This is a genomic window from Cobetia sp. 3AK (assembly GCF_029846335.1).
GTDB classification, from domain to species: Bacteria; Pseudomonadota; Gammaproteobacteria; order Pseudomonadales; family Halomonadaceae; genus Cobetia; species Cobetia marina.
Genome location: NZ_JARWKR010000005.1, coordinates 92,137 through 112,667 on the forward strand (window position 1 = coordinate 92,137; position 20,531 = coordinate 112,667).

16 protein-coding genes are annotated in these 20,531 nt (G+C 57.1%); 13 read left to right on the forward strand and 3 right to left on the reverse strand.

Translation table 11 applies throughout. The annotated features are described in order from the left end of the window. Window positions 1-53 precede the first annotated feature (53 nt). The 3 genes from QD228_RS08630 to QD228_RS08640 all read right to left on the reverse strand — a co-directional run bounded on the left by QD228_RS08630 (window position 54) and on the right by QD228_RS08640 (window position 4,537). Entirely contained in the window at window positions 54-947 is an 894-nt protein-coding gene (locus QD228_RS08630) for an SDR family NAD(P)-dependent oxidoreductase (RefSeq protein WP_271303431.1), read from the reverse strand. Between the two features lie 197 nt (window positions 948-1,144). After that, a complete protein-coding gene (locus QD228_RS08635) occupies window positions 1,145-2,569 on the reverse strand; it encodes a capsular biosynthesis protein (protein ID WP_279875193.1) in 1,425 nt (474 codons plus the stop codon). Window positions 2,570-2,572: 3 nt separating this feature from the next. Then, window positions 2,573-4,537 carry a capsular polysaccharide biosynthesis protein gene (locus QD228_RS08640; protein ID WP_279875431.1) on the reverse strand — a complete coding sequence of 655 codons (1,965 nt, stop codon included), beginning with the start codon at window positions 4,535-4,537 and terminating at the stop codon, window positions 2,573-2,575. Window positions 4,538-5,315: 778 nt separating this feature from the next. On the opposite strand from QD228_RS08640, the gene QD228_RS08645 reads away from it, so the two are divergent. From QD228_RS08645 to QD228_RS08705, 13 genes are all read left to right on the forward strand, one after another. Beyond that, complete coding sequence (locus QD228_RS08645; protein ID WP_255304546.1) at window positions 5,316-7,094, forward strand: SLC13 family permease; 1,779 nt, start codon at window positions 5,316-5,318, stop codon at window positions 7,092-7,094. Window positions 7,095-7,280: 186 nt separating this feature from the next. Next, window positions 7,281-8,120, forward strand: coding sequence for a 3'(2'),5'-bisphosphate nucleotidase CysQ (cysQ, locus tag QD228_RS08650; RefSeq protein ID WP_279875197.1), 840 nt, complete (start codon window positions 7,281-7,283; stop codon window positions 8,118-8,120). A 164-nt stretch (window positions 8,121-8,284) separates the two neighbouring features. Then, window positions 8,285-9,226, forward strand: coding sequence for a sulfate adenylyltransferase subunit CysD (gene cysD, locus QD228_RS08655; protein WP_200017172.1), 942 nt, complete (start codon window positions 8,285-8,287; stop codon window positions 9,224-9,226). Window positions 9,227-9,382: 156 nt separating this feature from the next. Then, window positions 9,383-11,293: a sulfate adenylyltransferase subunit CysN gene (gene cysN, locus QD228_RS08660; protein ID WP_279875201.1), complete on the forward strand. Its 1,911-nt coding sequence runs from the start codon at window positions 9,383-9,385 to the stop codon at window positions 11,291-11,293. 62 nt (window positions 11,294-11,355) lie between these two features. Next, window positions 11,356-11,784, forward strand: a complete 429-nt coding sequence (locus QD228_RS08665) for a DVU3141 family protein (protein ID WP_279875203.1) — start codon at window positions 11,356-11,358, stop codon at window positions 11,782-11,784. 143 nt (window positions 11,785-11,927) lie between these two features. Continuing rightward, on the forward strand, window positions 11,928-13,643 hold the full coding sequence (locus tag QD228_RS08670) for a polysaccharide biosynthesis/export family protein (protein ID WP_279875205.1): 1,716 nt from the start codon (window positions 11,928-11,930) through the stop codon (window positions 13,641-13,643). Between the two features lie 26 nt (window positions 13,644-13,669). After that, window positions 13,670-14,500, forward strand: a complete 831-nt coding sequence (locus QD228_RS08675; protein WP_279875433.1) for an ABC transporter permease — start codon at window positions 13,670-13,672, stop codon at window positions 14,498-14,500. 3 nt (window positions 14,501-14,503) lie between these two features. Beyond that, window positions 14,504-15,586, forward strand: coding sequence for a chain-length determining protein (locus tag QD228_RS08680; protein ID WP_279875206.1), 1,083 nt, complete (start codon window positions 14,504-14,506; stop codon window positions 15,584-15,586). 3 nt (window positions 15,587-15,589) lie between these two features. After that, entirely contained in the window at window positions 15,590-16,711 is a 1,122-nt protein-coding gene (locus QD228_RS08685) for an ABC transporter ATP-binding protein (protein WP_279875207.1), read from the forward strand. A 123-nt stretch (window positions 16,712-16,834) separates the two neighbouring features. Further along, window positions 16,835-17,827, forward strand: coding sequence for a glycosyltransferase (locus QD228_RS08690; RefSeq protein ID WP_279875208.1), 993 nt, complete (start codon window positions 16,835-16,837; stop codon window positions 17,825-17,827). Continuing rightward, entirely contained in the window at window positions 17,820-18,638 is an 819-nt protein-coding gene (locus QD228_RS08695) for a beta-1,6-N-acetylglucosaminyltransferase (protein ID WP_279875209.1), read from the forward strand. Before QD228_RS08690 ends, QD228_RS08695 begins: the two co-directional genes overlap by 8 nt. An 8-nt stretch (window positions 18,639-18,646) precedes the next feature. Beyond that, entirely contained in the window at window positions 18,647-19,633 is a 987-nt protein-coding gene (locus tag QD228_RS08700) for a hypothetical protein (RefSeq protein WP_279875211.1), read from the forward strand. Further along, on the forward strand, window positions 19,623-20,456 hold the full coding sequence (locus QD228_RS08705) for a sulfotransferase (RefSeq protein WP_279875212.1): 834 nt from the start codon (window positions 19,623-19,625) through the stop codon (window positions 20,454-20,456). Before QD228_RS08700 ends, QD228_RS08705 begins: the two co-directional genes overlap by 11 nt. Window positions 20,457-20,531: the final 75 nt, after the last annotated feature.

A 20,531-nucleotide genomic window follows, 5' to 3' on the forward strand; every position in this document is an offset into this window, starting at 1 on the left:
ACCCTGCCCGCGATGCCTGGCATGCGACGGACAGGGTGGGGTGAGGCAGCCATTCAGTGAGTGTAATTGAACCATCCCAGCAGACGCTGTGAGATACCGGCTGGCAGCACGCTGAGCCACCAGCAGCCGAAATTGAGCGGGAAGGGGAAGCTGATGCGGGCCCGGTTGCGTGCCGCACCCTTGAGAATGCGGCGTGCGGCTTGCTCGGCGGGCATCTCGAAGGGTTTGGGGCCCGGCATCGCCTCGCACATCGGGGAGGTGACATAGCCGGGCATCACCACCGTCACGCCGACCCCGAACGGCTTCAGCCAGCTTCTCAGTCCTTCCCCGTAGGCCTTCACCGCCGCCTTGCTGCCGCTGTAACTCGGCGTGAGTGCCAGGCCGTGCCAGGCGGCAAGCGAGCTGAGCAGCACCAGCTGGCCGCTGCCCCGCGCCTTCATCGCCATGGCCAGATGATGCGCCATGCCGAAGGTGCCCACCACGTTGGTCTGCAGCAGGCGACGCGCGTCTTCCCAGCGCTCGCCATTGCCCTGGGGGCCGATGTCGGTGTTCATGCCGGCATTGGCGATGGCGATGTCCGGCACTCCCTGTGCGCAGACCTCATCCAGCCAGGTAAAGAGTGTCTCTTCATCGCACAGGTTGAGTACCGTGCACTCCACCTCGGCACCCAGTGCGCGGCATTCGCCGGCAATGGCATCCAGCTTGCGCTGCTTGCGACCGGTGAGGATCAGCGTGGTGCCCCGGGCGGCATAGGCACGCGCGAGCGCACCGCCTATCTCGCCGGTCGCGCCCGTGATCAGCACGCGGCGCAGGGCAGTGGCAGGACGCGAATTCTGCTGCGGTGCGCCATCCGGAGCTTGCTTTCCTTCACGCTGCTCGGTGGTCGTTGCGTCATCCCGTGCGGACGGTGCCGGGGTGTCAGGCTGCTGCGGGGGCATTGCCGTCATGATCGTCTCCCTTGAATCCCGACACTCACGGTCGGCAGTTCCCTTGCGTTGTTCATGGTCGTTCTTCTTGTGGCCCTGAGGCAGACACGCGGCCTGCCTTCGGGGGTTCCTGCTCTGCAAGGCGCCTGATGGCGCTCTCATGATCGACGGTGGCATCCCTGCCAACGACGATCTCGATGTTCGGCCCGGAGGCAGGATCAGCAGCGACTCAACATCTGCTCCAGCGGCGAGCGCTCGGCACACAGTATCTTTGAGGCTCCCCTCACCGCGAGCTGCATGCCCGGCTTGCAGTAGAAGCCGCCATTGAGCTGCACGGTATGGATGACGGTGTTGCGGAAGCTGCGAAACAGCGTGGTGTCCGGCTTCTCGCCCTGAGTCCAGAACTCGTGCAGGCTGCCCTGGAAGGTCAGGCCGGGCAGGTTGAAGATCGGGTCGCCCATGCAGTAGGTCGGGCAGCGATACTGCAGCGCGACATTGCCGGTGGTGCTGTTGACGGTGATCATGCCTTTGGCATGCTGCAGCAGCTTCTCGAGATTGCCGCTTTCCAGATAGACGATGCGGCCGATCACGTCATAGCGGCGCTCGAGCTCTCGGATCAGCTTCGGGTAATCCACCAGACCCATGTCGAGTGGGTGGTTCTTGATCACCAGGCGCGCCCCGCGCGGAGCGTTCAGGGCAAAGCTCTTCATCACTCGCTGGATGACTTCCTGCATGTTGGAAAAGCGCGAATGATGACGGATCTGGGCATCGGTATTGAGCTGCAGCGGCAGCAGGTAGAAGGGCGCGCCACTGTTCATCAGCTGTTCGATGCGCCCGGCATCCCGCCGCTTGTACCAGCGCATCAACGGCAGGCGCGTGGCATAGCCGCAGTATTCCTCCGCGGCATTGATGCTGTGCGGACGATAGCGCGGGAACAGCAGCGGATTGGCGGCACCGGCCAGATGATAGGTCATGTCATGACGGGCGCGCTCCCAGAAGGAGGCCTTGAAGCGCTGCGGCGTGGGCGCGTCGTCCAGTTGCCTGCCCGCCTCACGGAACCAGTCGGGGTCACGCGGCAGCAGGGAGTGGCCATTGACCCCCTCGCGCTCCAGCGTCACCCAGAAGGGGCGGAAGTAGCCTTCCTCGAAGACATGGGTGCGAATCCCGAAGTATTCCGCCTTGAGCACGGCATCCCGGTGCACGGGACGACGATCCCCGAACAGCACCTGATCCGTGACGTGGTGCCTGCGCCACAGCTCGGCGATCCACTCGCCGAGGTCTTCACTCCGGCCGCGATAGGCGTAGGCCTTGTCGTGGCGCCAGTAGAAGCTGTCGCCACTGTTGAAGTTGACCTTGATGACCTCGTGCCCGTCCTGCTTCAGCTTGTGGGCAAGATGCAGGAAGAAGGGCGAGCAGACCCCTTGCAACAGCAGGAAGACACGCCGCTGTCCACCGCCGGGAATGCGACGCGCGACAGGGGGAGGAGTCAGCAGAGAGGAAGGTGTGTCCTGCGTGGTCGGATGCATCACCCCGATATCTTCCGACAGCTTGAACAGCGGCTGCAGCGATGCCAGGCCGCGCGCTTCAGAGCCGCCCGACAGGGGAGAATGATGATTCGGCAACGCCAGACTTCCTTGTTGCATAGGTCAGTGCCTTCCAATGAATAGCGCACGATAGCCGCGGTAGAGCCTTGTTTTCCAAGGCAGGGTGATCTTGCGGGTGCCATTTCTCAGCATGGTGCGTTGTTGTTCCAGAATCGTGACAACCGTCTCGGCGTTGCAGTGATGCCCGTACACCGGGTCCACGTACAGTGGGTACTCGATCAGGGCACCCGCCACCAGCGCATCAAGACTCAGGCGCCGTGTGCGACGTTCACAGCTGACGCGATCATGGGTCAGCCCCCAGCCGGCATAGAACGGCAGCCCGTGGGTCGTGACTTCCACTCCGCGCAACAGTGCCTCGAAGCCCGCCAGGGAACACAGCGTGTGGACATGATCGACCTGTTCGAACAGCTGGCAGATATCGCCTGATGTCAACACCAGGTCCTCTGGCGTATTCTCGCCGGACATCTCCCCGCGCCGCCCACCAGAGACAACGTCAGGATGCGGTTTGTAGATCATGTAGGCATCAGGATGCAATTCCCGCGCCGCTTCCAGAAGCTCACGGTGGGTCTTGATGCCCGGGCAGGCATGACGGATCGAGGCGTCCGACTCCACCTGGCCGACCACCAGCACGATCTCGCGCTCGCCGGCCAGGGCCCGCAGGTCCGGCAGGGCGTCATGTTCTGCATTGTACTTGCTCAGTCCCAGCGCAATGATGCGCTCCCGCAGACGACGCGCCCGCGCAAGTTCGGCGTCGTCAAGCGCGTGGTGCTCAAGCCAGTCCTCCAGCGTGCTGGCACGCTGGGCATCGAAATGCATCGCCTTGTCGTCGACGATCAGCGACAGGGGGCGGGTGAGGTCCACTCCCAGGCCGACGGAGCGCAGGAAGCCGTCTTCCATCATCCAGAGCTCGCCGCCGGCTGATCTGACCTTCTCCTGGCGCTCGGGGGGCGTGCGGCCAGCCCAGCTCAGGACCTTCTGTGGCAATGCGGAAGCAGTCGGCTGAGTGAGACGCTCCAGTGCGCGTTCAGGATGCTTCTCGAAGCGAAGTTCCGACCATGGTCCCAGGAAGAAGCCGATGAACTTCTGTTTCCATCCGGAAAACTCCAGCCCTTGCCACTGTCCTGCCATGCGTGAAGCGACTCGTTTCTGGTCTGCCAGCAGCTGAAGGACCTCCTCCAGCGAAGCGCGCTCCCCGGTGTAGGGGTTGGCATAGCGTGAATACTCGAGGTACGCCGCGGCGAAGACCTGTTCCAGGCGGCGTGATTCGCCGCGGCGCTCGCACGCCTGGCGATCCTCGGTCAGCCCCCAGCCGGCATAGAAGGGCAGGCCATGACAGGTCACCGTCAAGCCGGCCAGCAGTGCCTCGAAGCCCAGCTGGCTGGTCACCACATGCACGGCGTCCACCTGCTCGAACAGTGACCAGGGATTGATGTCGTCGCTGAGCAGGGTACACCCCAGTCGGCGCGCCTCTTCCACCAGATAGCCCTGCTTCTTGCCGGCGATCACATCCGGATGTGTCTTCACCCACACCTCGGCCTCCGGCTCGGCGCACGCCTCTCTCAACATGGCGAGAAAGGTCGCCTGCGTAGCCATGCCGCCTTCTACCGAGGCATCGCCAGATGTCTGGTCTACCACCAGTACACGCCGCGCCTTCGTCCTGGCAGGCAGCTGTCGCTCCGGCGCATGGTTGTACTTGCTCAGGCGCTGGTGGCGAAGACGCTGCATGGCAGTGCGGGCACGCATCAGAAGCGCCTCGTCCTGACGCTCAGGCGCCTCAAGAATCAGCTGCTCCAGGTCACTCGGCTGGCGGGCGTCGTAATAGATGCCCTGATGATCCACCACCATCGACATGGCGGGGTAGCCTGCACTTGCCAGCGTGAGTGAGCGCACGAAGCCATCTTCCAATGCGATATAGGGCAGCGCATGTCGCCGGGCATACGCGCGCGCCTGAGCCGCCGTTTCCTTGTGTCCCCATCCGACGACAGCGCTGGATTCAGTGCGGAAAATACTGCATACATTAGCATTTTTTGTACTACTAAAGCCGAATATCGAAGGGGAAGAAGTGGCCTTGATGGGCGTTGTTTTCTGGCGAGGTAAACATGCAAAAAGTGGTGATTTTCTTACATTTTTGCCGGTCGCAGGTGGGGTGGCAGCGGCGTTTTTCGGGCGACACGAGGGGGGGGGGCATGCCGGCGAACGGCATGTCGCACCGAGAGATGCCGAGACGCCGGCCTTCTTCAGTGGCAACAGCTCCGGAATGAAAGCCTCAAGGTGAGGCTGGCGCAGGATTCCACGCGAGAAGCACAGTGTCTGCCGGGAGGCCCCGCATGTCGGGGGGGGCCGGCGATTCGGGTAGTCAGCGAGAAAGGCGCAGCGAGACTGCATGAAAAGCCACCATCCGTGTTTTTTGATTGCGCCCAGCATGCAAGATATCCGTTGCACTGAAAAAAAGTGACTACTCACTCGTGGTGATGGCGACGTCCTTGCCGCTCTTGCGGCATTACCGTTGACGCAGAGTCCGCAAATAGGGAAAGTACGCAAAGTGACGAATGAATTCAATCAAAGTCTTCGTGGATGAAACTGGTAGCAGGCAAATGATTAGTCTGAGCGTTTTGCCTCAAGTCAGTCTTATTAACTGCATGCTTTAGTGGCATGAGCTTTGCTGCTAATGTGTCCCGCTTCGATAGAGAATGTCTCCTCGCCAAGCTCGGTGGGTCATGCACCTCACGAATGAACGCGCTGAGCAGAAACGAGAAGCGGCAGGATGCCAAGGGAACATCTGTAGATGGATATTGCGCAGCACATGGATGCTGTCATTACACTCGTCGTCACGATAGGTGTGCTGGCAGGACTGATCTGGAACCGCTGGCCCGCTGAGTGGCTGATGATGGCCGCCGCCGTGCTGCTGATCCTGCTGGGTGTCATTTCTCCTACCACCTTCCTGTCCGGTTTCGCCAATCCGGGGATCATGACCATCGGCGCACTCTTCGTGGTGGCGGCCGGGGTCCAGGAGACCGGCGCGCTGCGCTGGATGCTGGAGCGTCTGCTCGGGCGTCCCACCTCACCGTCTTCCGCATTGGCACGCCTGATGCCGATCACCTCGCTGTTGAGTGCCTTCCTCAACAATACTCCCGTGGTCGCACTGTTCATCGGTCTCGTTCAGGGCTGGTGCGCGCGCATGAAGATCTCTCCCTCCCGTCTGCTGATGCCGATGAGCTACGCCGCCATTCTCGGCGGCACCTGTACCTTGATCGGCACCAGTACCAATCTGGTGGTGGATGGCCTGCTGCAGTCACAGGCCAAGCAGCCCGGACTTGGCATCTTCGACATCACGGCGCTGGGGATCCCGGTACTCATCGCGGGCACGCTCTGGATGGTGCTGGTGGGCTGGCGCTTCCTGCCGCAGCGCAAGGGGCTGGTCGAGCAGCTCGGCAATGGTCGCGAATACTCCGTGGCCATGCGTGTCGCCGACAAGGGCCCACTGCACGACAAGAGCATCGAAGAGGCGGGGCTTCGCAGTCTGCAGTACGGCTATCTGGCTGAGATCGAACGCTCCGGCAAGCTGCTGTCCATGGTCGGGCCTGACACCATCCTGCAGTCAGGCGATCGCCTCATCTTCGTCGGTGTGGCGGATACCGCTCATGAAGTCCGCGCCTTCCGCGGGCTCGAGAGCGATGCGGCCGGGCTGGATCTCGACCACCACCAGCGCCGCATGGTCGAAGCCGTCATCGCGCCCAGCTCACCGGTGGTCGGGATGAGCATCAAGGAAGCACGTTTTCGTACCCGCTATCACTCCGTGGTGCTGGCCGTCTCGCGGGACGGTGAGCGCATCAACAGCAAGGTCGGGGATATCGTGCTGCGCCCCGGGGACACCCTGTTGCTGGAAGCCGCGGCCGATTTCACGCGCCTGCACCGTTACAATCGCGAATTCCTGCTGGTCAGCACCCTGGACGGCAACGGCATGCCCAACCTGACCAAGGCGCCCATCGCGCTTGCCATCATGAGCCTGATGATCGTCACGCATCTGGCCGGCATGGTCGAACTCGTCGAGGCCGCTGTCGCCGCCGCCATTCTGATGGTCTTCACCGGCTGCCTGCCTGCCGCCCAGGCGCGTGCCAGCATCGATGGCAGCGTGCTGGTCGTGATCGCCGCCGCCCTCGCGCTGGGCCAGGCCATGACCGATAGTGGTGCAGCCCAGATCGTGGCTGACCAGTTGATGCAGTTCGGCGGTGGTTCTCCCTTCCTGATGCTGGTGCTGGTCTATCTCACCACGACGCTTTTCACCGAGATCATCACCAACAATGCCGCCGCCGTGCTCATGTTCCCGATCGCCATGGCGGTGAGTGAGCAGATGGGCGTCTCCCTGATGCCCTATGCGATTGCCATCATGTTTGCTGCCTCAGCCAGTTTCCTCACACCTCTGGGTTATCAGACCAATCTGATGGTGATGGGGCCCGGTGGCTACAAGGTCTCGGATTACATGAAGGTCGGGCTGCCGATGAGCCTCATCGTCGGGGTGACATCCGTCGTCCTGATTCCCGTGATCTGGCCATTCACTGGTTAGACCGGGGACCCGGGAAAGCCGGTGATGGCAGGTTTCTTGCCTCTGCATCAGGCGAGGCGATGTGGCGCCGCTGGCAGGACATGGCCGAAACAATAGAACGCCGATGGCGGCACAGGCGCGTATCACCTCAGCCATCAGCGACACAATCCACCTCAGTACAAGACATCAATACGCACAGGAAGGCACATGACAGACACGACTGCGGCAAGTACCACACGCGCGATGTTGACCGCGCTCGAGTCGATTGCTCGCAAGGCCGGCGCCGCCATCATGGACATCTATGAGAGTGGCGACTTCACTGTCGACATGAAGGCGGATGACTCCCCGCTGACCACGGCAGACCGTGCGGCACATGCCGTCATCGTCGAGGGTCTCAAGGAGATGGAGGCTGAGTTCGGCGCCACGCCGATCCTGTCCGAGGAAGATGCCGACATCCGCTGGGACGTGCGCAGCGAGTGGTCCCGTTACTGGCTGGTGGACCCGCTGGATGGCACCAAGGAATTCATCAAGCGCAATGGCGAATTCACCGTCAATATCGCGCTGATCGAGCAGGGCGTGCCGACGATGGGCGTCGTCTATGCGCCGGCCATCGAGACGCTTTATGTGGGTGCCCAGCAGAGTGAGGGCCAGGCATCCATCGCCGAGAAGCAGGTCGGCGAGGGCGAGCGCCAGGCGATTTCCGTCGCTCAGGTGCCCGGTGAGCAGGACAGCTGGCGCATCGTCGGCAGCCGCTCCCACCAGAGCGATGATTTCAAGGCCTTCGTCGCCGATTTCCATGCCTGTGACATCGTCGCCATGGGCAGCTCACTGAAGCTGTGTCTGGTGGCGGAAGGGGCGGCAGATCTTTACCCGCGCCTCGGCCCGACCTGTGAGTGGGATACCGGCGCGGCACATGCCGTCGTCGAGGCTGCCGGTGGGCAGGTGCTCAATGCCGAGACTCGCCAGGCGCTGCGCTACAACCAGCACGATAGCGTGCTGAATCCCTATTTCATCGTATGTGCCAGACCGGCAGCCCCCTGGGCGTGATGCGCGACTGCGTGTGGTGAGTCGCTACGTCACAGGACTGACGTCTGTGCATGTCAGTCTCATGTCAGAAAACAAGGTGTTCTCTTCACTCCTTTGGACTTCAAATACGACCTGCGAGTGAAGAGGGCAGGAACAACTAGCAGAGTGATCTCAAGGAATCTGTAATGACAGCATCTTCCACGGCTGAAAAACTCGGTATCACACCGGAACGTCAGACCCACCTCAAGCAGCTCGAGGCCGAGTCCATCCACATCATTCGTGAAGTGGCGGCCGAGTTCTCCAATCCGGTCATGCTCTACTCCATCGGCAAGGACTCCGCCGTGATGCTGCACCTGGCGCGCAAGGCCTTCGCGCCGGGCGTGCCGCCGTTCCCCCTGATGCACGTCAACACCACCTGGAAATTCCAGGAGATGATCAAGTTCCGCGATGAGATGGCCGCGGAAGTCGGCATGGAACTGATCGAGCACATCAATCAGGAAGGCGTCGAGGCGAACATCAACCCGTTCGAGCACGGCAGCGCCAAGTACACCGACATCATGAAGACCCAGTCGCTGAAGCAGGCGCTGGACAAGCATGGTTTCGATGCGGCCTTCGGCGGTGCGCGTCGTGACGAGGAAGCTTCACGCGCGAAAGAGCGTGTCTACTCCTTCCGTGACCAGTACCACCGCTGGGACCCCAAGAATCAGCGTCCGGAGCTGTGGAACATCTACAACTCCAAGATCAACAAGGGCGAGTCCATCCGTGTCTTCCCGCTCTCCAACTGGACCGAGCTGGACATCTGGCAGTACATCTATCTTGAATCCATCAAGATCGTGCCGCTCTACTACTCCGCCGTGCGTCCGGTGGTGAAGCGTGACGGCCTCGACATCATGGTCGATGACGACCGTCTGCCGCTCAAGGACGGCGAAGTGCCGGAGATGAAGTCCGTGCGCTTCCGCACCCTGGGCTGCTATCCGCTGACCGGCGCCGTGGAATCCACCGCCGCGACCCTGCCGGAAATCATCCAGGAAATGCTGCTGACCCGTACCAGCGAGCGCTCCGGTCGTGCGATCGATCACGATCAGGCAGGCTCCATGGAGAAGAAGAAGCGCGAAGGCTACTTCTAGGCGGCGGGCGCACCAGAATTGCGTTAGCCCGCAACGGCTACTGCACGATGTCAGGCAAGCAAGACTCAACGAAATTGACAGGACACGGGATGTTCGCAGCGCTGGAAGCCTCATGGGAGGCTCGCGCCGGACAGGCCGGGTTCAGGGAGAACGACAGTGTCACACCAGTCAACAATGATCGCGGAAAACATCGAAGCCTATCTCAAGGAACACGAGCAGAAAGATCTGCTGCGTTTCATCACCTGCGGCAGCGTGGATGACGGCAAGTCGACCCTGATCGGTCGTCTGCTTCATGACTCCAAGATGATCTACGAAGATCAGCTGGCCGCCATCACCCGTGATTCCAAGAAGAGCGGCACCACCGGCAAGGTGGATCTGGCGCTGCTGGTCGATGGTCTGCAGTCAGAGCGTGAGCAGGGCATCACCATCGATGTCGCCTACCGCTACTTCTCCACCGACAAGCGCAAGTTCATCATCGCCGATACCCCGGGGCACGAGCAGTACACCCGCAACATGGCCACCGGTGCCTCCACCGCGAGCCTGGCGATCATCCTGATCGATGCGCGCTATGGCGTGCAGACCCAGACCCGTCGTCACAGCTACATCTGCTCGCTGCTGGGCATCCAGCATCTGGTGGTCGCGGTCAACAAGATGGATATCGTCGACTACTCCCAGGAACGCTTCGACGAGATCGTCGCGGACTACCAAGCGTTCGCCAAGGACCTGGAAGTCCCGGATATCCGCTTCGTGCCGCTGTCCGCACTGGAAGGCGATAACGTCGTCTCTCTCAGCGCCAATACCCCGTGGTATGACGATGCTGCCTACGAAGCGCGTCCGCTGATGGACATCCTCGAGACCGTCGATGTCACCGAGGACAGCAACCTGACCGACCTGCGCTTCCCGGTGCAGTACGTCAATCGTCCGAACCTCAACTTCCGTGGTTACTGCGGCACCCTGGCCGCCGGCACTGTCTCACCGGGCCAGCAGATCAAGGTACTGCCGTCCGGCAAGACCTCCACGGTCGAGCGTATCGTCACCTTCGACGGCGATCTCGACATCGCCTGGCCGGGCCAGGCTGTCACGCTGACACTGACCGATGAGATCGACATCTCGCGCGGCGACATGATCGTGGCGGTGGATTCCGACATGGAACCCTGCACCGCGTTCACCGCGGACGTGGTGTGGATGCACGAGAACCCGCTGGTGGTCGGCAAGGAATACGAGCTCAAGCTCGGTACCTCCAGTGTCATCGGCCGCGTCGGGCGCATCATTCACCAGACCGACGTCAACACCATGGCACGCAATGAAGCGGAGAACATCCCGCTCAATGGCATCGCCCGCGTGCAGGTCGAGCTGACCCAGCCGCTGGCCATGGACAGCTACCAGCGTTCGCCACATACCGGCAGCTTCGTGTTCATTGATCGCCTGTCCAACATCACCATCGGTGCGGGCATGGTCAAGGAGACCCTGAGTGCCAGCAACATCGTGTGGCACGACATGGCGGTCACCAAGCAGCGCCGCGCCGAACGCAACAAGCAGAAGCCCTGCATCATCTGGTTCACCGGCCTGTCCGGCGCCGGCAAGTCCACCGCCGCCAACGCGCTGGAGCGTCAGCTGTTCGCCATGGGCTACAACACCTACCTGTTGGATGGCGACAACGTGCGTCACGGCCTGTGCGGGGATCTCGGCTTCAGCGAGGATGATCGCGCCGAGAACATCCGTCGTGTCGGCGAAGTCGCCAAGCTGATGGTCGATGCCGGCATGATTACCCTGGTCAGCTTCATCTCGCCATTCCAGGCGGATCGCCAGACCGTGCGCGACATGGTCGGCACTGACGAGTTCATCGAAGTCTTCGTCAACACGCCGATCAGCGTCTGCGAAGAGCGGGATCCCAAGGGGCTGTACCGCAAGGCGCGTGCCGGCGAGATCAGTGACTTCACCGGTATCAGCTCCCCGTACGAAGCCCCGGAGAAGCCGGAAATCGAGATCAACACCGGCGAGCTGACGTTGGAGCAGACCGCTCTCACGCTGGTCAGTCAGCTCAAGCACTACAACGTCATCGGCTGATGCATCCACGCCGATCAGCCCTCGCCGCAAGGCGGGGGCGTCTGCCGTTTCAGGACTTCCTCATGATTCAATCCCGATTCACACCCCGTCTGCCGAGCGCCATGCGACTCGTGGCGGTCACAAGCCTCGCACTGACCATCGCCGGTTGCGCGACGTCCTATCCCGCCTCCACCGGCGCTGGCAGCACCAACCTGGCCAATCTCACCGGTGCTGCGTCACTGCCGGCGGATGTCTCGTCATTTCTCGACAGCTCTGCCCCCGGCAGCGTGATCGCCGTGCCCACCAGCCCCTGGGGCAGCGATGTAGAAGTGGTCGCCCATGAGCGCTACTTCGCCGCCAGTGGGCGTATCTGTCGCGAGCTGACGGTCTCCAATGCGCGTGACCTGCCGAGCAAGGAGCTGGCCTGTCGTACCAGCAACGAGGGCAAGGCCGGCGAGGGCACCTGGGTGACCCAGCGGCTGGTGACCGGTCTGCTGGAAGAGGCGCGCTGACGCGCTTGCGGCAACTTCTCGCTGACAGGCCCGCACCGCGACACGGTATGAACCGACGACAACAGGGAACAGGCTGGCGTGACCGGCACTGACATTCCTGATCAACACTGCACCATTTTTTGCACTACGAGGGGCCTAGCCCGATGACAATTTCCAGATTCTTGCTCCGGGCCGGGTGCCTGGTGGCGGTAGCGTGCCTGAACGCCAGCCCTGCCATGGCAGCCGGCCTGGGCGGTGGTTCCATCCTGTCCAGCGACGACCAGGCCTCCAGCATTCCGCAGAAGACGGACAGTGTGGAAGACAAGGCGCGCGCCGACTGGCGCAGTGGCACCTACGGCCCGCTGACCTCACGTGAGCAGACCGACCCCGACTCTCTGCCGCCGTTCGGCGAAAACCTCTTTACCGGTGGTTTCCGCGGCATGATGGCCGATGGCCTCAACAGCAGCTACACCATCAAGCCAGGTGATCAGATCACCCTGCGCGTCTGGGGTGGCGTGGAGATGGAGTCTGTCCTGCCGGTGGATGCGCAGGGCAACATCTTCCTGCCGGGTATCGGCCCGGTGAGAGTGCAGGGCACCACCAATGCCCAGCTGGACGGCAAGGTGCGTGCTGCCATCCAGGAGGTGTATCCGGAGAATGTCAGCGTCTATACCAATCTGCAGGGCGTACAGCCGGTGGGCGTCTTCGTCACCGGTTACGTCAAGAATCCGGGTCGTTATGCCGGTACCCCGAATGACTCCATGCTGTATTTCCTGGATCAGGCCGGCGGTATCGACCAGGCACTCGGCAGCTACCGCAAGATCAAGATCAAGCGCAACGGCCGCGTCATCAACACGGTCGATCTGTATGACTTCCTGATCAACGGCGAGATCGCCCGTCCGCAGTTCCGCGATGGGGATACCGTCGTCGTCGAGGAGCGTGGCCCGGCCATCAGCGTGGTGGGAGATGTCGAGCGTGACTATCGCTATGAACTCACCGACTCGCGCCTGAGCGGGGAAGACGTGCTGAATCTGGCGCGCCTCAAGTCTGGTGTCTCGCACGTGCTGCTGCGCGGCTCGCGTACGGACGGCCCCATCTCGCGCTATCTGCCGGTGGCGGAATTTCGTGGCGCTGACGTGCGCGCCGGGGATGAAGTGCTGTTCAGTGCCGACCAGCGCGACGAGACCATCGTCGTGCAGCTGGAAGGCAGCTTCTATGGCCCCTCACGCTATGCACTGCCGCGGGATGCTCATCTGGGCGAATTGCTCAACGCCGTCGGCGTGCCCAAAGGGCTGACCGACTACCAGAGCGTTTCCATCCGCCGCGAAAGCGTAAAGGAACAGCAGGCGCAGGCACTGCAGGACAGTCTCAAGCGTCTTCAAGCCACCTATCTCGGCGCGTCTTCCTCGACCACCGAAGAATCCGAGCTTCGTGTCCAGGAAGCCGCGATGATCGAGAAATTCGTCGAGCAGGCCAAGAAGGAAGAGCCGACCGGGCGACTGGTCGTGGCACGTGACGATGGCAACATCGCCGACGTGCGTCTGCAGGACGGCGATGTCATCACCATCCCGGAAATCAGCGATTCCCTGTTGATCAGCGGCGAAGTCGTGGTGCCTCAGGCCGTGGTCTACACCCAGGGCATGACGGTGATGGACTACATCAACAGTGCCGGTGGCTTCACCCAGCACGCGGATGAAGACCAGATTCTGGTGGTGCGCCAGAACGGCGCCGTCCGCCGTGCCGAGGAAGTCGAGCTACGCTCGGGTGACCAGATTCTGGTACTGCCGGAACCGCCGACCAAGAATCTGCAGCTGGCCACCAGCATCACGCAGATTCTCTATCAGGTCGCCGTCGCCACCAAAGTCGCGATAGACCTCTGATCATGGCCAGTGACATGAACGGTGACATGAGTCCTTCAGTTCAACACCCATCAGACGACAACAAGAGCGGGCCCAAGGCCCGCTCCGCCTGGGCCGTGACGCGCAGTGTCTGGTACGCCATGTTCGTGCGTGAAGCCGTCGGCCGTACCATGGCCGATCGCATGGGCTGGTTCTGGATGATCGCGGAACCGATCGCACTGGTCGGTATCATGGTGTTCATTCGTTCCTTCGTGCGAAATGACAGACTGATTATCAATGCAGAATTCATTCCCTGGCTGATCGTGGGGTTGATGGGATTCCACCTCGTCAGGGAAGGGATGATGCGCGGCATGGGGGCCGTCAACGCCAATCAGGCGCTGTTTACCTATCGGCAGGTACAGACATCAGACCCGGTCATCGTGCGCAATTTCCTGGAGGGCATGCTCAGGACCTTCGTCTTTCTGCTCTTCATTGCCGGGGGCTTGTTGCTGGGAATACCGCTAGCCCCAGATGATGCGCTGTTTGCGCTATTCAGCTGGTTCTCACTGTGGGGCCTGGGCCTGGGGTTGGGGCTGACACTTTCAGTACTCGCCACACTGGTGGAGGAGGTGGAAAGGGTCGTCAAGATCATCAGCCTGCCATTGTTGATCATTTCGGGTGTCATCTTCCCCATCAATCATCTGCCGCATTGGCTGCTGGAATACTTGATGTGGAACCCGATCCCTCATGGGCTGGAGTTGCTTCGCCTTGGTTTCTTCGAGGGATATCACGTGGTAAAGGGAACGAGTCTTCTCTACCTATGGTTCTTCATCCTGTCATTGAATGCGCTGGGTCTGATGTTACATATCCGTTTTTCTCATAAACTCAAGGCGAAGTAATCCATGAAAGCCTTTATGACTCGTCAGCCCCATTGGGCCCTGGCACTGATCGCCATCGTGTTGGTGACCTTGTACTGGAGCCTGTGGGCATCGGACCGTTATGTGTCCAAGGCGACGGTAGTGCTGGAAAGCCCACAGATCGCCACGACGGACTTCAGTGTCTCTTCTCTGCTGACTGGGGGGAGCACTGACAAGGACCTGCTGCTGCTGCGTGAATACCTGCTATCCACGGACATGCTGAAGCTGGCTGATGAAAAGCTGGGCTTCAGGGAGCACTACAGCCAGCATGGTGACCTGTTCTCGTCACTGATGGATCAGGATGCTCCGATCGAAGAACTGCATGATTATTATCTTCGTCGCGTCAATATTGAAATGGATGAATACGCGGGCGTACTGGATATCGAAGTCCAGGCGTATACCCCCGAATTTGCCCACAAGATGACTGAGTTGCTGCTCTCGGCCGGCGAAGCTCACATGAACGAGATGGGACGCCGACTGGCCGAAGAACAGGTCACGTTCCTCGAGAAACAATTGGCCCGTCTTGAAGGGCGTCTGGATGATGCCAGAGAAGCCTTGCTGGAATTCCAGAACAAGGAAGGACTGGTTTCACCGACGAGCACAGTGGAAAGCATCAATCAGGTAGTAGCGACCCTGGAAGGGCAATTGGCAACGTTGCAGGCCCAGCGCAAGGCATTGGGAAGCTTCCAGAGCAACCGCGCCTCTGATATGCGTCGTGTACAGGCGGAAATAGTGGCAATGCGTGAGCAGATCACCAAGCAGCGCGATCGCCTGGCACAGGCAACAGGTGGTTCACTCAACAGCATATCGTCACAGTATGAAACGCTGGAACTCAAGGCCACCTTTGCACAAGAGACATACTCCAGTGCTCTGGCCGCGCTGGAAAACACACGTCTTGAAGCTGCTCGCAAGTTGAAGCAGGTCAGTGTGCTGCAAAGCCCTCTGATGCCAGAATATTCGACCCAGCCTGAACGCCTTTACAACATCACGGTCTTTGCACTGATTACCATCTTCCTGGCTTTCATCGCCAGCATGTTGATGTTGATCATCAAAGAACATCGGGACTGAGTCATGATAGAGATCAAAAATCTCTACAAGCGCTATCACAACCATCATGGTAGCGATTGGGTGCTGCGAGATATCAATCTCACGATTCCGTCCGGTGTGAGTGTTGGTCTCATCGGTGCCAATGGGGCTGGCAAATCAACCTTGCTCAGATTGATTGCCGGCATGGACACTCCGGAACGTGGCGAAGTGATTCGCCATAGCCGAGTTTCCTGGCCAATCGGGCTGTCCGGTGGCATGCAAGGCAGCATGACCGGTCGGCAGAATGTCAAATTCGTGGCACGCGCCCAGGGGCGTGCCACGGATGTGGCTGAAATCGTCGATTTTGTCGAAGACTTCGCGGAAATCGGCAAGGCCTTCGATGAGCCCGTCAAGACATACTCCTCCGGGATGCGCTCCCGCCTCTCCTTCGGACTGTCCTTCGCGTTCGATTTTGATGTCTACATCTCGGATGAGGCGACCGCCGTGGGGGACAGGGCTTTCAAGGCCAAGGCGCAGGAGTTGTTTCAGCGTCGGGTTGGCCAGGCCTCATTGATCATGGTGTCTCATGGTGAGGGGATGCTGCGTGAACTCTGTCAGGCGGGAATCTATATCCGCCAAGGCGAGGCCATCTGGTATGACGACATCAATGACGCCATCCTTGCCTACCATCTCGATTCAGACAAGCAGGATCCGACGACAGAATCGAGCGAGGAGATTGCCCTCAGCGGAATGGACCCCGCCCTGTTGACTGCGGAAAAACTGGCTGGCTTGCAAAAGATGATTCAGCAAAGGCAACCCAAGGTAGGCGGGTTGTGGCAGGTGATTCGTCAGACCAAGGATGCAGGCTGGCCACAGCAGGACATCAAGGTGCTCAATCAACTGCATCAGCATTGGAAAGGGGAGCTGGAAGACCTGAAAGCCATCGTGGCCGCCACGCCGCAAGAACAGCGCAAGCAAGCCAAGCAGCAGGTCAATCAGAATCGCAAGGGGCTTGAAGCCATCAAGCTGGGCCAGCAGCAAGTGGAATCTGGCAAGGTACCCTTGAATAAGGAAGATAAAGAAGTGCTCGACAAGGCGTTGCGTTTGATGAGGGAGCAGAAAGCGCAGTTGGAAGCCAGGTTGGATGCCCTGGATGGACTGGACTGATGGGCCTTCGCAGGCAGACCATGTATCTGCTTGCACCAGCCAATATATGCCAGGCCCAGCCTCATCATGCGCTGGAGACTACATCGGATTATCCACCTTCTTAACCGCCCTGCGAGTCTCACCATGTGTGCAGCAAGTTTCAATAACGTCATTGCCACCATCATCATCCCCATTCGCGCCCAGGAAGTAGAGCAGCGCGAGATACATCGACTCAAAAGACTGCTGAGCACTATTCCCGGTGGTTTTGAAGTCGTGGTGGTGGATGATGGAAGTCCGTTTTCCGTCAAGCGCTATCTCAAGCAGCTAGTGTCCAGCGGTTCGCATTATTCGGCGAAAATCACATTGGTATCCCTGCAGACGCAATGGCGCCGTTTTTCTCTGGCGCGGGCCCGGAACCGAGGTGTCAAAGCGGCCAAGGCTCCCGTCGTCATCTTTCATGATGTGGATTTCATTGGCTGCCCTTCGGTGTATGAGCGCATCAAGCAACATGTTCTGCATACGCAACTGGCCGAGAAACCTCAGAATTTCTTCTGTATCCCGGTTGCCTTCCTCACGGAAGAGGGCACTGATGATTTTATCTACGCTTTTGAGCAAGACCAGGAAGCCTGGTGCTTCAAAGAGTGTCATCAGCACCTGAAGGGAAAGCTGCAGTTCCTGGTACAGGGGAGTTCCGCCATCGTCTCGCAGCGCCAGGACCTGCTTGCCATGGGAGGGCATGATGAATCCTTCAAGGGGCACGGGGCAGAAGACTTCGAGCTGCTGCATCGCCTGGGGCAGCGTTATCCGATAGCGCCTTTGCCGCCGGAATATCTGCGGAACATGGGGAGCGGGGATATTAACGAGTACCGTGGTTTCCGTGCGTATTTTTCCCTGTATGGCGAGCAAAGCCGTTTGGCAGGTACCACCCTGGTACATCTTTGGCATCCCAAACGTGCGTCCAAGGGTTACTATCGGCATAAGCAGAATTTCGCGCGATTGCAGAAAGTCATGAAAAAAGAACCAAAGATAGATAGCTCACTCAAATCTAGGGAATCGCTATTACCCAGGAAGAGTCAGGCTCAGTACCCTGGCGAGTCTCAGAAGCCTGTCGTCACTCAGGAGATCAATGATGAGTGAAGAAGCTGAAGTGACGATCAGTTACCTGATTCTGTGTCATGACAGCCCAGATCGTATCGTTCGGCTGGCCACCAGGATTTTATCGGATGATGAGACTGGCCAGGTGGTCATTCATTTTGATAAAAACTCATCACGCGCTAAATTCAATGAGTTGAAGGCAAGACTTCATGGTACTTCGAGATGCCATATATTGAAGCATCGAGTCCGGTGCGGGTGGGGCCAGTGGAGCCTAGTTGAGGCTTCATTGCGTATGCTAAAGGAGGCTAATAATAAGTTTAAGACTCGCTATTATTATCTTTTAAGCGAATTTTGTTATCCTGTGCAGGCTTTAAATAAATTAAAGCTGTTTTTGAGTAAAAGTAATAATTGTAACTATATGGAGTGTGAAGGAAGTAATTGGATAAAAGGAGGTATAAGAGAAGATAGAGTTTTGTATAGACATTTCCTTAATAAAAGGAAATATCCCAAGGCCCATAGATACCTTTATAAAGTACAGAAAAAATTAAAGATCAAAAAAAATATTTCTGAGAAAATAACGATTAAATATGGCAGCCAATGGTGGTGTCTAGCTAACCCTACTGTAGAATACGTACTTGCCAATCACCAAAAGTATATATCTATATTTAAATATTCTTGGATTCCAGACGAAAGCTTCTTTCAAACTGTAGTTTTCTCTATGCCCATAGCATGCCGACATATTTCTAACTACACCCTTACTAAATATGAGTTTGATAGTAAGGGGAATCCAATAATCATACGTGATCCTCGTATTTATCATCCAAAATACTACTTTTGTAGAAAAATACTTTAGGTTATCTCATGATTCCAGAGTTTACAGGCAACAATATAGGCAAGTTCCATACATCCAAGACTTATTGCAAATATAGTTTAACTAACTTGGATAAACCTGTTGTTATTACATTCTCAATGCTAGGTAAATACGCAGATAGTAAAAGTATCACCGAACATCAAGATGTCTGGGGTTATGATTATTTTGTCAAAAGAGGATTTAATTGCGTTTCTTTCTGCAGTATAGATCGACCTTATTGGTATCGCGATAACGATTTATTTGAAATTCTCAGAAAATGTGCATCTAATCTGTCTATATTTAAGGAAAGATTAGGGTATGGTGGTAGTATGGGTGGTTTTGGCGTTTTATCGTTAGGTAACTTATTAAATATTGACCGCGTTCTTTTATTTAACCCAATTACCACCTTATCTAATGAGTTGGCATGCTTTGAGACTAGATTTGTCAAAGCACAGACAGGATTAGACTGGACTTCTGAGTTTTCTGATGGGGCATTATATAATGGCAAAGGCACTGTTATATATGATCCACTGTTTAATCTAGATAGGTTGCATGTTAAGAGATTGAATCTTGGCGAGCTTAAATTACCTGGAGTAGGCCATTTTATCCCAGTTCATTTGAAAAAGCTATCAATGCTCGATTGGATTGTTAATGCCTTTTTAAACAATGAGATTGATCCATTAGGGTTTTATAAAAAAGCTAGATCCAGGCGATATTACAACAGGTATTACGAGTGGCTGACAAGCGATCAGAATATATATCTTACTCCTAAGAGAAAGTCAGTAATTAATAAGTATTGGCGTGAGTATCTTTATGCCTCTGCTGGTGCAAAAATAATAAAGGGGGATGAGATAACTAAGTTAAGGGACATTGCAATTGATATAGAGAGCTACGATATTTCTGCTTCTCGAGCCATAATGAATATTTTACATGAATTAAGGCCAGAGGGCATAATGATAGCCAACAAACTTAAGGAGTATAATGCATATGTCAAGTGATAATACTGTTCGCCCAGATTTCCTATGTATTGGTGCCCAGAAAGCTGGTACAAGCTGGTTGTATGATATGTTAAGGCAGCATCCTGATATTTGGTTACCTGATATTAAAGAGGTGCATTATTATGACTATCATTTCGGTGAAGGGACTGGGGCTAGACAATGGGCTCCAAAACATATAGAAAACGCCATTAATAGAATAAAATCAAAGTCAAATAAAACATCATCTGATCTTGCTTATATTAATGGTATTGAGTTGAACGAGCCCTTGACTAAAGAGTGGTATTTCTCGTTATTCAATCACGTTGAAGCATATAATAGGTCAGTAAAAGGAGAGATTACACCTGAGTATAGTGCTATCTCTGAGGCTGGAATTAAGAAAATCAAAGAAGACTTAGGTGATATAAAAATTATTTGGCTTGTTCGCGATCCGGTTTCTAGAGCTATTAGCCAAGCCAAAATGGTGCTTAACAGGTCTGGTATTGACGCATCTACAGTAGATAATACCAATATAGATAAGTATGTAAGGTATAAGGGTAGGGCGGATTATTTGCAGAATATGCCGCTTTGGGAAAAATATTTTTCACAGATATTGTATTTACCTTACGGAGACATTAAGAGAGCCCCTCTTGCATTACTAGGCAAGGTTAGCGAGTTTCTAAATGTAGAAAACCATACCTATGAAGGCGCGAGTAAAGTTATTCATAGAACCAAGCCTACAGAGCTCACCACTAGCGCGGTTGATATGTTAGTAAAGGATTCAGCACCACAATATGATTTTCTTGAAGATAAGTTCGGCTCTGAGTTTATGGAAAGAATAAAATGATAAATAACCTTATACTCCACCTTGGTGTACATAAGACAGCAACCACTTATTTTCAATCTCGACTTTATAACTCTA

What these genes read in the sequence shown, in the direction of transcription:
- QD228_RS08630 (WP_271303431.1), bottom strand. Translation starts at nt 947, where the DNA reads ATGACGGCAATGCCCCCGCAGCAGCCTGACACCCCGGCACCGTCCGCA.
- QD228_RS08635 (WP_279875193.1), bottom strand. Translation starts at nt 2,569, where the DNA reads ATGCAACAAGGAAGTCTGGCGTTGCCGAATCATCATTCTCCCCTGTCG.
- QD228_RS08645 (WP_255304546.1), top strand. Translation starts at nt 5,316, where the DNA reads ATGGATATTGCGCAGCACATGGATGCTGTCATTACACTCGTCGTCACG.
- cysQ (WP_279875197.1), top strand. Translation starts at nt 7,281, where the DNA reads ATGACAGACACGACTGCGGCAAGTACCACACGCGCGATGTTGACCGCG.
- cysD (WP_200017172.1), top strand. Translation starts at nt 8,285, where the DNA reads ATGACAGCATCTTCCACGGCTGAAAAACTCGGTATCACACCGGAACGT.
- QD228_RS08665 (WP_279875203.1), top strand. Translation starts at nt 11,356, where the DNA reads ATGATTCAATCCCGATTCACACCCCGTCTGCCGAGCGCCATGCGACTC.
- QD228_RS08670 (WP_279875205.1), top strand. Translation starts at nt 11,928, where the DNA reads ATGACAATTTCCAGATTCTTGCTCCGGGCCGGGTGCCTGGTGGCGGTA.
- QD228_RS08675 (WP_279875433.1), top strand. Translation starts at nt 13,670, where the DNA reads ATGAGTCCTTCAGTTCAACACCCATCAGACGACAACAAGAGCGGGCCC.
- QD228_RS08680 (WP_279875206.1), top strand. Translation starts at nt 14,504, where the DNA reads ATGAAAGCCTTTATGACTCGTCAGCCCCATTGGGCCCTGGCACTGATC.
- QD228_RS08685 (WP_279875207.1), top strand. Translation starts at nt 15,590, where the DNA reads ATGATAGAGATCAAAAATCTCTACAAGCGCTATCACAACCATCATGGT.
- QD228_RS08690 (WP_279875208.1), top strand. Translation starts at nt 16,835, where the DNA reads ATGTGTGCAGCAAGTTTCAATAACGTCATTGCCACCATCATCATCCCC.
- QD228_RS08695 (WP_279875209.1), top strand. Translation starts at nt 17,820, where the DNA reads ATGAGTGAAGAAGCTGAAGTGACGATCAGTTACCTGATTCTGTGTCAT.
- QD228_RS08700 (WP_279875211.1), top strand. Translation starts at nt 18,647, where the DNA reads ATGATTCCAGAGTTTACAGGCAACAATATAGGCAAGTTCCATACATCC.
- QD228_RS08705 (WP_279875212.1), top strand. Translation starts at nt 19,623, where the DNA reads ATGTCAAGTGATAATACTGTTCGCCCAGATTTCCTATGTATTGGTGCC.